Annotated in this window: 9 protein-coding genes; all 9 read left to right on the top strand. The window is 40.9% G+C overall.

Annotated features, from left to right (window positions below; all coding sequences use genetic code 11):
- The first annotated feature begins 79 nt into the window (after window positions 1-79).
- The 9 genes from ACTJKN_RS23240 to ACTJKN_RS23200 all read left to right on the top strand — a co-directional run bounded on the left by ACTJKN_RS23240 (window position 80) and on the right by ACTJKN_RS23200 (window position 15,808).
- The gene (locus ACTJKN_RS23240; protein ID WP_440828089.1) at window positions 80-1,762 is read left to right on the top strand and encodes a RagB/SusD family nutrient uptake outer membrane protein; all 1,683 of its coding nucleotides are present in this window, start codon (window positions 80-82) and stop codon (window positions 1,760-1,762) included.
- A gap of 41 nt (window positions 1,763-1,803) precedes the next feature.
- Window positions 1,804-4,914 (top strand): SusC/RagA family TonB-linked outer membrane protein, encoded by a 3,111-nt coding sequence (locus tag ACTJKN_RS23235; protein WP_440828088.1) that lies wholly within the window; start codon window positions 1,804-1,806, stop codon window positions 4,912-4,914.
- 11 nt (window positions 4,915-4,925) lie between these two features.
- On the top strand, window positions 4,926-6,668 hold the full coding sequence (locus tag ACTJKN_RS23230) for a RagB/SusD family nutrient uptake outer membrane protein (RefSeq protein ID WP_440828087.1): 1,743 nt from the start codon (window positions 4,926-4,928) through the stop codon (window positions 6,666-6,668).
- A 127-nt stretch (window positions 6,669-6,795) separates the two neighbouring features.
- A complete protein-coding gene (locus tag ACTJKN_RS23225) occupies window positions 6,796-9,090 on the top strand; it encodes a glycosyl hydrolase family 95 catalytic domain-containing protein (protein WP_440828086.1) in 2,295 nt (764 codons plus the stop codon).
- A 4-nt stretch (window positions 9,091-9,094) separates the two neighbouring features.
- Entirely contained in the window at window positions 9,095-11,212 is a 2,118-nt protein-coding gene (locus tag ACTJKN_RS23220; protein ID WP_440828085.1) for a polysaccharide lyase family 8 super-sandwich domain-containing protein, read from the top strand.
- 20 nt (window positions 11,213-11,232) lie between these two features.
- Window positions 11,233-12,417 (top strand): glycoside hydrolase family 88 protein, encoded by a 1,185-nt coding sequence (locus ACTJKN_RS23215; RefSeq protein ID WP_440828084.1) that lies wholly within the window; start codon window positions 11,233-11,235, stop codon window positions 12,415-12,417.
- 369 nt (window positions 12,418-12,786) lie between these two features.
- Entirely contained in the window at window positions 12,787-14,016 is a 1,230-nt protein-coding gene (locus tag ACTJKN_RS23210; RefSeq protein WP_440828083.1) for a DUF2264 domain-containing protein, read from the top strand.
- Window positions 14,017-14,102: 86 nt separating this feature from the next.
- Window positions 14,103-14,942, top strand: a complete 840-nt coding sequence (gene kduI, locus ACTJKN_RS23205) for a 5-dehydro-4-deoxy-D-glucuronate isomerase (RefSeq protein WP_440828082.1) — start codon at window positions 14,103-14,105, stop codon at window positions 14,940-14,942.
- Between the two features lie 101 nt (window positions 14,943-15,043).
- Window positions 15,044-15,808 (top strand): SDR family NAD(P)-dependent oxidoreductase, encoded by a 765-nt coding sequence (locus tag ACTJKN_RS23200; RefSeq protein ID WP_440828081.1) that lies wholly within the window; start codon window positions 15,044-15,046, stop codon window positions 15,806-15,808.
- Window positions 15,809-15,887: the final 79 nt, after the last annotated feature.

Here is a 15,887-nt window from a genome sequence, read left to right as displayed (position 1 = left end):
TCAGGGAAATTCTGCAATCATGATCGTCTTAAAGGGATGCCTTTGGCAACCATCACCATTAAAAACAAATTATAAACAGATGAAAATTAAGATAAAAGAAATAGTTGGTGTTTTAGCCATTACCATCATTGGTTTTTCGGCATGTAAGAAACCATTATATGAAACAGAGCCGACCAGTCAGGATATTACTTACGTTTTCGATAAAACAGACTCGCTGGGGATACAGGCTAAAACATTTTTGGCTGATATTTATTCCTATCTGCCAAATGGATACAATAGAATTGGCAATGATGTATTAGATGCTGCATCTGATGATGCGATTAGTTCATCGCCGGCAAGTACCATCGAGTATTTTGTTAACGGCCGTATTTCTGCGGTTGCTACGGTAGATAACTCTTGGGACAATAATTACAGAACCATTAGGAAAGCCAATATATTTCTGGCCAATATTGATGTGGTTCCTTTAAATCAAAAAGGATTAAAAGTGTACTGGAAATCAGAAGCCAGAATACTCAGGGCAATTGCCTATTTCGAACTGATTAAACGTTTTGGAGGGGTGCCATTATTGGGTGACAGGGTTTTAGGTTTGGATGATAATATTCAGCTGCCAAGAAATACCTACGCCGAATGCCTTAAATATGTGGTTGATGAATGTGATGCTTTAAAGGCTATCGCCAGACCTGATAATACGCTGGCTGCTGATGAAGATTACGGGAGAGTTACCCAGGGTGTTGCACTTGCCTTAAAAGCAAGGATTTTATTATACGATGCCAGTCCATTGAACAATCCAACAAACGATTTAACCAAATGGGCTTCGGCAGCGCAAGCCGCTAAAGATGTAATGAACCTGAATATATTTTCATTAACTACGGCTTATACTTCAGTTTTTAACACACGAAAAAATAGTGAGGTTATTCTTGCCTACCAGCGGGCGGTAACTTTCGATCTGGAGACCAGGAATGCTCCGGTGGGTTATACCGCCACCAATGCATCGGGCGCTGGTTACACTAGCCCAACCCAAGAGCTGGTTGATGCATTTGATATGAGCAACGGAAGAGCAATTAGCGATCCGGCATCGGGTTATAACGCTGCAGATCCTTACACAGGCAGAGATCCGAGGTTTTACAGGACTATTTTTCATAACAACGCAAAATGGTTAAATAGGATAATCCAAACTTATGATGGCGGTTTAGACAGACCAGGAAGTGCGGTAAACGTACAAACCCGAACTGGTTATTACATGCGTAAATTTTTGAACGAAACTTTTGAAAGTGCGTCAGTTTACAGCAATCAAACACACAACTTCCCCATTTTCAGGTATGCAGAGATTTTGCTCAATTATGCCGAGGCCATGAACGAAGCGGCAGATAATGCCGTAAACAGGACTGAAGCTTTTAACCAATTGAAAGCTTTAAGGTTAAGGGCGGGTATTGCAATAGGCAGTACAGTAGGTTATCAACATGGACTAAAAGCTACCATGACCCAGGCCGAAATGAGGGAGGCCATCAGGCACGAACGTAGGGTGGAAATGGCTTTCGAGGAGCAGCGTTTTTGGGATATACGCAGATGGAAAATTGCCGGGACGGTACTGAATGGCACTTTGCATGGCATGCAGATTATTAAAAATGCAAATGGCTCATTCTCTTATACCCAAACAAATGCCCTCAATGTATCTTTCGATGCTTCTAAAATGTATCGTTATCCAATTGCAGCCAGCGAGGTGAACAAGAACAGAAACTTAACGCAAAATCCAGGCTGGTAATTGGAGATTTTAAAAATTGTTAAATGATAACCATACATGTTATGCAAAAAATATTATATAAATTATTAATCCTTTTTATCCTCTTGCCCGGTATTTCTTTGGCGCAAACGGTTATTAGAGGAACTGTAGTCGACAATTCAGGGCCCTTGCCCGGCGCTACAATTGTAGAGAAAGGCTTAACCAATAATGGTGCCGTGAGCGATGGCGAAGGCAAATTTCAATTTACCTTAAAGGGAACCTCAAAAACCCTTATTGTTAAATCGATCGGATATTTAAACCAGGAGGTTAACGTAGCTGGAAAAACAGTAGTATCCATCAATTTAAAGGCCGATACCAAAGGCTTAGATGAAGTTTTGGTTGTTGGTTTTGGTAAGCAAAAGAAAATTACCAATACGGGGGCAATCAGTTCTATTTCGGCATCAGAGATTAAGCAAAACCCAAGTGCGAGTATCCAGAATACGCTTGCAGGCCGGTTACCAGGTTTTACTTCACAACAAAGAAGTGGCCAGCCAGGGGCAGATGGAGCTGCTTTCTTTATCCGGGGTGTAAGCACTTACGCGGGGAGTACCTCTCCTTTAATTATTGTCGATGATGTGGAATATGATTATAACCAGGTTTCTGATATCGATCCTAATGAAGTAGAAACTGTTTCCATTTTAAAAGATGCCTCAACTACTGCCGTTTACGGTATTAAAGGTGCTAATGGTGTATTGGTAATTACGACCAAAAGAGGATTAGCAGGTAAACCACGGATTAATTTAAAATCAGAGGCAGGTTATCAGATGGATGTAAATACCCCTGAATTCTTAAATTCATACGAGGCCAAATTACTGAACAATGAAGCACTAAGGAATTCGGGCGATTTAACCAACAAAGCTTTCGCAACCGAGGCAGATTTGGCCGCTTACCGGGATCATACCGATCCATACGGACACCCAGATATTGATTGGTGGAAAACTATTTTTAAACCAGGCGCGATGATTACCAGGCAAAATCTCGATTTTCAGGGCGGTACAGAAAGTGTAAAATATTTTGTATCGGCAGGTTATTTATGGCAGAACGGTAATGTCAGGGATTTTAGCTCGGATAACGGTGTAAACAGTAATTTCTATTACAAACGTTATAATTTTAGATCGAACTTAGATATTCAGGCAACGAAAACCTTAAGTATCCGCTTAGATTTAACCGGACGTTTCGGCGAAACCAACCAGCCTTTTAATTCGCAACAGGGCAACGCTTATTATGCAAATGGAAACGGTATTGTTGGCGAAATTTATAGCGGTGGTTATTTACCGCCCTGGGCTTTCCCGGTTACCAATCCAAATGGCTCTTATCCATATAATCCTCTATTAACCAATGCAAATACCAGTATTATCGGCCGTTTAGCAGAGTCAGGATATTCGAGAACTTTTGATAATGACCTGAATATTGTTTCGAGCGCCAGTCAGAAGTTAGATTTTATAACGCCTGGATTAGCAGCAAAAGTATTATTATCGTACGCAAGTGCACAAAGTTATAGTGTAAGTGCAAGTAGAACTGCTTTGCCATATTATTTATATAATTCGGCTACAGGGCTTTATCTGCCATTAAACGCTACGCAATACCGTACACCACCATTTGCAGCTGGGTATAGCAATACCAGTATTTTCCGTACCTTAAGTACACAATCATCTTTAAACTACGATCGTAATTTTGGCGACCACCGTGTATATGGTTTGGTTTTATATAACGATAACCGTGTAATTAATTCAACCACAACGGCTGATGCCAATCAGGGCCCGGGTGTACCAACAGTAATTACAGGGACGACCTTGAGGGGTGGTTACGATTACAAAAACAAATATCTGATTGAATTTAACGCTGCCTACAATGGTACTGACCGTTTTACCGGTTCTAAAACCAAAGGCTGGTTCCCAGCGGCATCGATAGGTTGGAATATTTCTGAAGAGAAGTTTTTCTCAGACAATATGAAATTTATAGATCTGTTTAAAATCAGGGCATCATATGGTATGGTGGGATCAGATGATATTGGTGGTGCGAAAAAATTTCTTCAATTATATACTTTAGGCTCTGGTTCTTACAATTTTGGTACAACAAGCACCTCATATAACGGAATTACCGAAGGTAGTTTAGGAAACCTGGATGTAACCTGGGAAAAGGAAAAGAAACTTGACGTAGGTATTGACCTGAATATGTTTAAAGGTAAACTTAAAATTACTGCCGATTATTTCAACAATGACAGGTACGATATTTTAACCACCAGACAAAGTGTTCCCTTTACTATTGGGGTAGGTTTACCACCAGTTAACCTGGGTAAGGTAAACAACAGAGGTTTTGATGGCGAGGTAAGTTACAACGAAAAAATTAACGATTTCTCAGCAGGTGTAAGGTTAACTTTCTCTTACGCCAAGAATAAAATCCTCTATCAGGATGAAGCACAGCCTGCTTACCCTTGGTTAGCGGCAACAGGCAATCCGATTGGACAGTATTTTGGCTGGCATTTTTTAGGCTTTTATACTGCAGCAGAAATTGCAGATCCCAATGTGGCCAAACCAACAACGGCTGTTGGACCCGGCGATATGAAATATCAGGACCTGAATGGTGATAAAATCATTGACGATTCCGATAAAGGAGTAATTGGCAAACCAAATCTGCCAAACACTACCTATGGTGCAAATTTTAATTTCGGGTATAAAAACTTTTACCTGAATGTATTTTTTCAAGGCTCTTACGGTTATAGTACCCGTTTTCACTCAGAGACTATTACGCCAGGAAACTCGAACTATCAACCGATACATTTGCAACGCTGGACGCCGGAAACAGCTGCTACAGCTATTTTTCCGAGATTGGGTGGCAATGCGGTAACCAATTTTCCAAATGCCACAAATAATTTCTCTGATTTTTGGACAAGAGACAATTATTATGTGCGTTTAAAAACGGCAGAAATCAGTTACCTGTTTCCAAACGCATTGGCTAAGAAACTTCGTCTTTCGGCGATAAGACTATATGCCAATGGAAACAACCTGCTTACCTGGACCAACGTAACTGACCTTTACCAGGTAGACCCCGAAAATGGAAACAGTACCACTACGGTAATCAGTGTTTATCCAACACAGCGTATTTATAATCTTGGATTAAATGTTACATTTTAATTAAAATGATCATGAAGAAGAAAATTTCTATCATAGCCTTATTTGCACTCATCATCATCAGCTATTCCTGTAAAAAAGGAGGCTTATTGGACGAGAGTACATTAACTACCTTAAACGAAGAAACCACTTTTGCCGATAGTATTAATACCCAGGCGTTTTTAACGCGTATTTATCAGCAGGTTGGTTTTCAATACGATATTCAATACCTGGATGCCGGGGGGCATGCAGGTGCGGCTGATGAAGGTGTTGCGGGCCGTTACAACGGTACCCAAAATTCGGCAGTAGTTATTGCTTTTGGGCTGATATCTAAAAGCTCAACCAACAGCGATTTTACCGGCATGTGGTCGGTTCCTTATCAAAATATCAGAAGGGTAAATGTGCTTCTGCAAAATATTGGGGGTGCACCGTTGAGTGCTGCAACTAAAAAAGGTATGATTGCCGAAGCCAGATATTTAAGGGCCTGGTATTATTTCCTATTGATCAGGGCATTTGGAGGTGTACCATTACTGGGCGATAAGGTTTATGATATTACCGAGGATTTTAATTTAAAAAGATCTACCTACCAGGAGTGCGTAAATTATATCGTTTCAGAATGCGAAGCTGCCAAAGCAGATTTACCAACCAATGTAACCATTTTGCCTCAAAATTACGGGCGTATTACGCAGGGAACTTGCATGGGATTAAAATCGCGTGTTTTATTATATGCTGCAAGCCCTTTATTTAACGGTGGCCAATTAGCCTCATCTGGCGAACTACACGATTTAACAGGTTATGCTGCTTACGATAAAGAACGCTGGAAAAAAGCTGCGGATGGCGCATCAGATATCATCAATACGGGTAACTATTCTTTATATGTAGATAACGGTGCACCAAGCGGTACAACCAATAGAAACGGATATGGTTTTTATAAGGTTTTTCAGATGCGGGTAAACAGCGAATACCTGTTTGCTGCAATGAGGGGTGCACAACGTGAGTTTGAATCTTTTTTATTGCCACAAAGCAGATCTGGTGGTTATGCCTTTACAGTAAGTCAGCAAACGGTAGATAAGTTTCCGATGATTAACGGGAAAGCCATTAATGAAGTGGGTTCTTTATACGATCCGGCCAATCCTTACGCCAACCGTGATCCCCGTTTTGCCAATTCTGTAATTTATAATGGTGCCCCATGGATTTTAAGTGGTAATAATGCTGCTCCGGTAAATACTTATGTAGGTTCTGGTACAACGGATGCTGTGAGTGGACCGCTTGGGTTTAATACAGGCTACTTTCCCCGTAAATATCTTTTAGAAAACTCTACAGGAAACGGTGAGCGATGCTGGGGACTGATTCGATATGCAGAAATTTTATTGAACTATGCTGAAGCACTTAACGAATACAGCGGACCAGTACCTGAAGTATATGCCCAATTAAGAAAAATAAGAGAACGTGCTGGTATTACCGCAGGTACAGATGGTAATTATGGAATTAAGGCCGATGCAACACAAGATGAAATGCGGACCATTATTCAAAAAGAACGTGATATAGAATTGTTTATGGAAGAACACCGTATGTGGGATGCGAGAAGATGGAAAACAGCTGTGGTTGATTTTGAAAAGCCAATACGGGGCGTTAAAATAACTAAAACGGGTAATGCCTATAGTTACGAATATGTAGATGTGCGCGAACATCATTTTCCTGCCAATTATGGTTTATTCCCAATGTTGGCTTCAGAAATAGCAAAAAATACAGCTTTGATCCAAAATCCAGGCTGGTAGAAAATAAAGAAACATCCGTTCGATCTGGTAAAAAAAATGGTTAGTATCGTTAGTTTGGGGCCACCTTGCCTAGCTTGGTGGCTTTTTTAAGGTTAAAATTTATTATTGAAACGAAATCAAATGGAAAATGTCGTTTAACAAGTTAAAATATACCTGCAGTATGCTGAAAGTATGCCTGCTGCTGCCTTTTTTAGTATTGCAGTTCATTATTTGTGCGGCTCAAATACCAGCCAGTAAGGTAAATTGGCCCATTTTTATGGCCAGGCAAAATTTAAAGTGGGATAGTCTTGGTAAAGATTATTACAGTGGTATTATCCTGGGTAACGGGCTGCTTGGTACCAATATTTATAAAGAAAACGACAGTTTGATCCGCTTCGATATCGGCAGGAGCGATGTAGTGGATCACCGTGAGAAATTAATGCCCGGCGCTGGTAAACTGTATACCCAGTCACGCCTGCCTATTGGCTATTTTACGCTTAAAACTGAGGGTAAAATAACAGGTGCTAAAATAGAACTTGATATTTACAATGCCGAAGCTAAAGGAAGTATATTCACTACAAAGGGAACAATCTCGTTTACAGCCTTTGTTGCAGCCAATCAAAATATAATTAGCATGTCGCTTAATGCAACCCAGCAAGAAAAGGTTTCAGCCTGGAAATGGAACCCTGGTAAAAGTATAAGCCCGAGGTACCTTCAGGCCTACCCAACAGATAAGCCTGCAAATTATCGGGAAAACCCTCCTGTAAAAGTAACTATTGATAACGGTTATACCTTTTGTAATCAACCCTTACTCAATAATGGTGGTTATACCACGGCTTATCAAATTAAAGGTAATAACAGCGCGGGCAAACTGCTCGTAAGTGTAGGTTATGATGGGTATAATAGTCTCGATGAAACCAAGGAAGCTTTAAATAACCTTAAAAACTTTAACACCGATAAAGAAAGTATTGCTGCACACCGCAATTGGTGGCACCGTTATTATCAGCAGAGTTTTGTTGCCCTGCCCGATAAACGCATGGAAAATTTTTATTGGATACAGCTTTATAAACTCGCCTCCATTACCCGTGCAGATAAACCCATTGCCGACTTAATGGGGCCGTGGACAGCTGCAACGCCCTGGCCGGCCATCTGGTGGAATTTAAATACCCAGCTTACTTATTCTCCAATTTTTACCGCCAACCATTTAGAACTCGGCGAATCGCTGTTTAAAACTTTAAATGTTCATCGGCAAAGTTTAATCAATAATGTTCCGGTGCAATGGCGTAATGATGCTGCTGCCATAGGCAGGAGCTCTTCTTACGATCTGGTAAGTCCAATAACTGAAGCAGAAATAAACAAGGGGACTTTTGAGCCTGCAAACCTTACCTGGATGTTATATTATTATTACCAATATTACACCTATACCAAAGATGAGCAGGCGCTCCGTACTAAAATTTACCCTTTACTGAAAAGATCGGCAAATTTTTTAATCCATCAGCTTAAACAGGATGAGAAAGGGATTTATCATTTTCCAATGTCTCACTCTCCTGAATACAAAAACGTAGAAGATGCAAACTATGCCCTATCGAGTTTAAGCTGGGCCCTGCAAACCTTAATTAAGGTGAATGGGGAGCAACAATTGAAAGATGCAGATGCCGGTAAATGGAGCCCGATATTGAAAAACCTGGCATCTTTTCCTGTAGGAGATACTGGTTTTTTAATCGGTAAAGATGTGCCATTAAATAGCTCACACAGGCATTATTCACATTTACTGATGATTTATCCATATAACCTGGTGAATTGGGAACAGCCAGAAAATAAGGAACTGATCAGTTTGTCTCTGAAAAACTGGCTTATGTACAAGAATGCGCTTGCAGGATTTTCTTTCAGTGGCGCGGCTTCTATTTACGCAGGTATGGAAAACGGTGATATGGCCTACCAATGGTTAAACGAACTGTTCGATCGTTTTATGCAGCCCAATACCCTTTATCGCGAATCGGGACCAGTGATCGAAACGCCATTGGCAGCAGCAACATCAATACAGGAAATGCTGATCCAAAGTTGGGGAGCTAAAATCAGGATTTTCCCGGCCATTCCATCCAGTTGGAAAGATGTATCGTTTAAACAACTTAGGGCAGAAGGCGCTTTTTTGGTTAGTGCAGATATGCAAAACGGGCAGACAAAAAATATTAGAATAACCAGTTTAAAGGGAGGAGCCTTAACGCTGGTGAGCAATATGGATAAATTTTCCATCCGATCGGATAAGCGGAGTAAAATAGATTATCAGCAGGATAAAGAAGGCGAAAAAATCAAAATTGAAATCAGTAAAACCATAATCGGAGAAACCTTACAACTGGTTTCTACAAGTTTTGAAGAAAAACAAGCGCCGGCTTTTCCTTATAGTGAATATCAGAACTGGTTTTGGGGCTTAAATAAAAAATAAAAGGATGTTTCCTGTAAATAAAAAAACAAACGGCAAAATAAAGGTTCACCGAAAGGTTAGACTTGGATTTTTGGTAGGAGGTCTGATGCTGATGGTAATATCGGCAAATGCCCAAAATGAACCTTTTAATGTCATCCTGCAACGTGTTAATAACGATTTGCAGACTTTTGTTAAAGATAAAGCCTTAGCAGAAGAGGTTACCAGTCATCTTAAAAATCTGAATGCCGATGGCAGCTGGCAGGATGTTAATTATACCGATGCGCAGTATGATCCTTTAAAACGGATCAAAGATATGGCAACGGTATACATCCGCACATCGAATAAATTTTATAATAACGCTGAGCTACACAGTGCCATTGTTAAATCTTTACGGAACTGGCTGGATAAAAACCCGAAGAACAAAAATTGGTGGTACAATGATATTTTTTACCCCCAAGCGATTGGGCAAACCTTAATATTAATGCGAAGTGCAAAGGAAGGGCTTCCTTCTGAGTTAGAAAAAGCGTTGATTAAAAGGATGATCAGAAAATTAAAGACTGGCGATGGTGCCAACACCTCTGATGAAGCACTACATTATTTATATCGTGCCTGCTTAACGCAGAATAAGGCAACGCTCGATTCTGCTGCAAAATACCTGTTCGAACCCATTGCCATAACCGATGGCAAGGAAGGTGTCCAGGTAGATGGTAGTTATTATCAGCATGGAAAACAGCAGGCCATTGCCAGTTATGGAAGGGTGTTTACCGGAAATTCGGTAAATGCGGCCTTCTATTTGCGTGGAACAGCATATGCTTTACCGAAAGATCAACTGGCTATTTTGGTAAATTACCTTAAAAATACTTTCTTAAAAACCATAAGAGGTTCGTTTTACGATTTTAATGTACGGGGGCGAGGCATTAGTCGTAAAGATTCGTTAAGTAGTGGAATGGGGGGGATGGTAGGAAAAATTAAACTATTTAATCCCGGAAATGCGGCTTACTGGGATGCTTCAACATTAAGGACATCAGGGAAAAAACCTGTTGATTATGGGATAACAGCTTCACATAACCAATATTGGAAAAGTGGTTACACCCTGCACCTTCGCCCTGCTTATACCTTTAGCGTGCAAACGGCATCAACGAGAACTTTACGGACAGAACGCGGTAACAATGAAAACATATTGGGGAAATTTCTCCCCGATGGGGCAACCAATATCCAGCGCAGCGGATCGGAGTATGCCAACCTCATGCCTGTTTGGGAATGGGATAAAATCCCTGGAACCACCAGTAGAGATTATCCTGATGATAATGGTGCAACAGTATTAAAGGAATGGGGAATTCCGGGTACAACCAAATTTGTTGGGGGAGTTAGCGACGGTATTTATGGCGTTTCATGTTATGATTTAAATTACGACAGTGTTCAGGCAAAAAAAGCATGGTTCTTTTTTGATAGGGAAGTGGTGTGCCTGGGTGCTGGGATTAAGAGCAGTACAAAAGAAAATATCACCACAACAGTCAATCAGGCCTGGTTAAGGGGCGATGTGCTTTCTCCCAAAGGAGCGCATGCCAATGCTAAAGGCGAGCGCTGGGCAGTTCATGATAGTATTGGGTATATTTTTCCACAGGGTGGGAATTTAGAAATCAGCAGTAAAGCACAAACCGGAAACTGGTACCGCATCAACCATTTTCAGCGTAAAACTGAACTTAAACATAACGTATTTAAAATCTGGTTAAATCATGGTATAAATCCTCAGAATGCCAGCTATCAATACATCGTAGTACCGGGAATTAACGCTGCGGGTTTAAAAAAATACAACCGATCGATGATACAGATATTAAAAAATACGGATGAACTGCAGGCTGTAAAACATACCGGACTGGATATGTTGCAGGCCGTTTTTTATAAAGCGGGAACACTGGCTGCCAATGGTCTTTCGCTTCAGGTAGATCAGCCATGTACGGTTTACATTAAAGATTTAAACGGTAAAAACCCTACGTTATATATCGCAGATCCCGCACAGGAAAATGCAACTATAAGCGTGTTGTTAAAGCTGCCTGGATTATCGAAACCAAAAAGTATAGATTGTAATCTGTCGGCTGGCGCCTTTGCAGGCGCTACGGCGAGTTTTAAAATTAAAGAATAATACACACATACTATTAAACTATGAAAAAAATCAATTTCGCTGTCGCATTGCTGATGCTTGGCAGTTCAGTTTCATTTGCGCAGACCGAGAAAAAGCCAATGGCTCAGTTAATTAACGATGAATTTAAATTCGCAGCTGATCAATATAAAATACTCGCTAAAAATATACCTGAAGGTAAAACACCTCAAAGTTTCGATAAGGGTAAATCCATCAATTATGACATTAAGTGGTGGTGCAGCGGCTTTTATTCTGGCAGTTTGTGGTACATATACGAACAGACCAAAAATGCGGAGATTAAGCAAGAGGCTGAGAAAGCTTTAAAGGTAATAGAGCCAAACCAGACCTATACAGGAAACCACGATTTAGGCTTTATGATGTACTGCAGCTTTGGCAATGCTTACCGCTTAACCGGGAAGCCAGAATATAAGGCCGTAATTCAGCGTTCGGCAGAATCTTTGGCGACGCGTTACCGCCCTGTTGTAAAATCTATCCAATCGTGGAATAAAAGCAAAATGTGGGAGTGCCCGGTAATTATTGATAATATGATGAATCTTGAAATGATGAACTGGGCAAGCGATAATGGAGGTGATAAGAAGTATAAAGAAATTTCGGTTATCCATGCGAATACTAGTTTAAAAAATCATTTCCGCCCTGATTTCAGCTCTTATCATGTGGTTGATTACAACCCTCAAACTGGTAAGGTCATTAAAAAAGTTACCTGGCAGGGTGCCGCAAACTGTTCTGCATGGTCGCGTGGGCAGGGCTGGGCTTTGTATGGTTACACCATGATGTACCGTTTTACCAAAAATCCCATCTATTTAAAACAGGCAAAAGGTATTGCGCACTTTATATTGAACCATCCAAATTTACCCGCCGATAAAATTCCTTTCTGGGATTTTGATGCACAGGGGATTCCCTTTGCCAAACGCGATGCTTCTGCAGGCGCACTGATGGCTTCGGCATTGTTAGAGCTTGGTCAGTACACTTCGGGGAGCGAAAAAACAGCATTCAAATCTGCGGCCGAAACCATGATCTATTCGCTTTCGAGCAGTGCTTATCATGCTAAATTAGGCGAAAACGGTGGCTTTTTGCTAATGCACAGCACAGGCGCTTACCCATTAAACAGCGAAATAGATGTACCTTTAATTTATGCCGATTATTATTATTTGGAAGCATTGGCCAGGTATAAAAAATGGTATTTATAGAAAATATTAAACATGAGATTTAGATGCTGTTTAGATTAGCCAAAACTTACATTAAATCTTAGTTTTTTATTTGGAAATGAAAGTTCTTAGTGCTTCGGAGGCAGCAGCCCCGTTATTCGCTTTATCCCGATAGAAAATAATCGGGATGCTCGCTACTACGGGTTTATGAACTGGGGCTTGTGCAAGGACTGCCAATAATAGTAATGCCTGCCGTACCACCTAGACCTGATCCGATAGCTATCGGATGGAGTGAGCATCCTGATCCTTCATCAGGATAAAACGGAAAGCGGAAAGAAACCTGAATCGTAGCACAGAAACCCGCTCTCCAAATAATTTATCTAACATTGAGTTTTAACACTCACATATATAATGAAAATGAAATATAAACTGATTTTTTCTGCCCTGCTGATTTTTTCTCAGTTGGCAAACGCACAAAAGAAACCTGCAACTGGTGCCGAAGACCGTGCTTTTTGGGTTAAAACCTTAAACCGCATTGCCTACCCGGTGATCCATAACCTGGCCAATGAAACTTTAAAAAAGAACATGCCATTAGAAAAAGCCCCTGGCTACGGCTTAAACGTAGCCAAAGTTACTTACCTCGAAGCCTTGGGCCGTACCATTGCAGGAGTTGCACCATGGTTGGCTTTGCCTGATGACAACTCTGCGGAAGGTAAACTTAGAAAAACCATGCGTACCGAGCTTTTAAAAGGTTTGGCCAATTCAGTAAACCCCGAAAGTCCTGATTATATTAGTTACAGGTCTGAAAGCCAACCTATTGTTGATGCAGCTTATGTTGCACATGCTTTTTTGCGTGCGCCAAAAGCGCTCTGGGAGCCGCTTGATGAAATCACCAAAAAAAGATTTATAGAAGAATTTAAGTCGTTGCGCACCAGAAGTGGTGCCTACAACAACTGGTTATTGTTTTCGGGCTTAACTGAAGGGTTTTTACTGAGCATTGGTGAACAGTACGATCCTGCCCGTGTTCAGTTCTCGATCAATAAAATGAAAGAATGGTATGTGGGCGATAGCTGGTACAGTGATGGCGAAAAATTTAGCATGGATTATTACAATTCATATGTGATCCACCCTATGCTGGTTGATCTTTTAAAGGTATTGGCCGATAAAAAAAGAGCATCTCAGGCCGATTATGATATAGCCTTGAAAAGGATGGTACGTTATTCTGAATATCTGGAAAGGATCATTTCACCGGAAGGCACTTATCCTGCCTATGGCCGTTCAATCACTTACCGTACGGCGGCCTTTCAGGCCCTGGCGCAAGCAGCGTTAATGGAGAAACTGCCAGAATATGTAAAACCATCACAAGTTCGTGGCGGCTTAACCGCAGTTATGCATAAACTGTATGATGGAAACCAGAATTTTGATGATAAAGGATGGTTGGTACTGGGTTTTAATGGTCATCAACCAGAAGTGGCTGATACCTATACTTCTACCGGAAGTTTATACATGGCCACCTTAGGCTTTTTAACCCTGGGTTTACCTGCCGATAATAAATTTTGGACAGATGCACCTGCACCTTGGACCAGTTTAAAAGCCTGGAGCGGAGAAACCATAAAAAAGGATTATAAAGTTGAGTATTAATACAAATAATAAGTATCGTATAAATATATTTGCGGATAGGATCTGATATCGGTTCAGGACCCATCGCAAAACTCAATTTTTAACCAATGAACAAATTCGAAAGCCGTTACGCGCAAAGCCCTAAAGAAGTTAAACAAATGGATACCGCAGCTTTGCGGGATAATTTCCTGATCGAAAACGTATTTGAGGCCAACCAGGTAAACCTAACCTTATCTCATTTTGACAGATATATTGTTGGGGGTGCAATGCCTGTTGATCAGAAAATAGCACTTCCAAACCCTGATGATTTAAAAGCAACCTACTTTTTAGAGCGTAGGGAACTGGGTATTATCAATGTTGGTGGAAAAGCAATAGTTACTGCTGACGGCGAAAAATACGAATTGGATTATAAAGAAGCTTTATACATTGGTAAGGGTACAAAAGAAGTATTTTTTGAATCTGCCACACCAGGTGAAGCAGCTAAATTATACATCAATTCTGCCCCTGCACACCATACTTACCCTAATAAAAAGGTAAGCAAGGCCGAAGCAGAGATTGTAGAATTGGGCACGCCTGAAACAGCGAACCATAGAATAATAAATAAGTTGTTGGTGAACAGTGTTTTGCCAACCTGCCAATTACAAATGGGTATGACCGAGTTAAAATCGGGCAGTGTTTGGAATACCATGCCTGCGCATACGCACGATAGGAGGATGGAAGCTTATTTCTATTTCGAAGTTCCAAAAGGGCAGAGTGTTTGTCATTTTATGGGGCAACCACAGGAAACCCGACACATCTGGATGCAGAACGATCAGGCGGTTATTTCGCCAAACTGGTCTATCCACTCAGGCGCAGGTACAAGCAACTATACCTTTATTTGGGGTATGGCTGGCGAAAACTTAGATTATGGCGATATGGATCATTGCGCCATTACTGAACTGAAATAAATTCTTATCGTTATCTCGGTCCTAGAACTATCGGATCGGGTACCGATTTCTGATCGGTAACGAAATGGCGAGATCTTTTAAATGCATCATAGAATAAAAACATGTCAAACATATTCAATTTAGCAGGTAAAACTGCATTAGTTACCGGCTGTAAAAGAGGAATAGGAAAAGCCATGGCTTTAGCTTTAGCCGAAGCTGGTGCCGATGTTATCGGTGTTTCTGCAAGTCTTGAACTGCAGGGTAGCGCTATAGAAAAAGAAATTTTAGCACTGGGTAGAAAGTTTTATGCTTATCAGTGCGATTTTGGTAAACGCGAAAATACCCTGGCATTTGCAGCTCAGGTTAAGGCCGATCATCCCGTTATCGATATTTTGGTAAATAATGCCGGAACGATTTTACGTCAGCCGATTGCTGAGCATTCGGATGAATATTGGGATGAAGTAATTGCGGTGAATCAAACAGCGCCATTTATCTTAACCCGCGAAATCGGAAGGGAAATGATAGCAAGAGGAAGCGGAAAAGTAATTTTCACTGCATCCCTATTATCATTTCAAGGTGGAATTACTGTTCCCGGTTATGCAGCGAGTAAAGGGGCAATAGCATCTTTAACCAAAGCGTTTGCAAACGAATGGGCATCAAAAGGCGTGAATGTAAATGCGATCGCACCAGGTTATATTGCAACAGATAATACTACAGCTTTACGCGAAGATCAGGATAGAAGCACGTCTATTTTATCGCGTATTCCTGCCGGAAGATGGGGAACACCAGAAGATTTTAAAGGACCAACATTATTTTTGGCATCATCTGCCAGCGATTATGTTCATGGAACAATTTTGACCGTTGACGGCGGTTGGATGGGACGATAGGGTAGTCCTTAGTCTGGAGTCCATAGTCCTAAGTCAATGATTTAAGACGATAAAACCTGTGAGGGTTATACCAAAGAAG

Origin of the sequence: Pedobacter sp. 22163, assembly GCF_052045595.1 — a bacterium.
Classification (GTDB): Bacteria; Bacteroidota; Bacteroidia; order Sphingobacteriales; family Sphingobacteriaceae; genus Pedobacter.
Note: the sequence above shows the minus strand (reverse complement) of the source record. Positions and strands in the feature narration are given on the sequence as shown.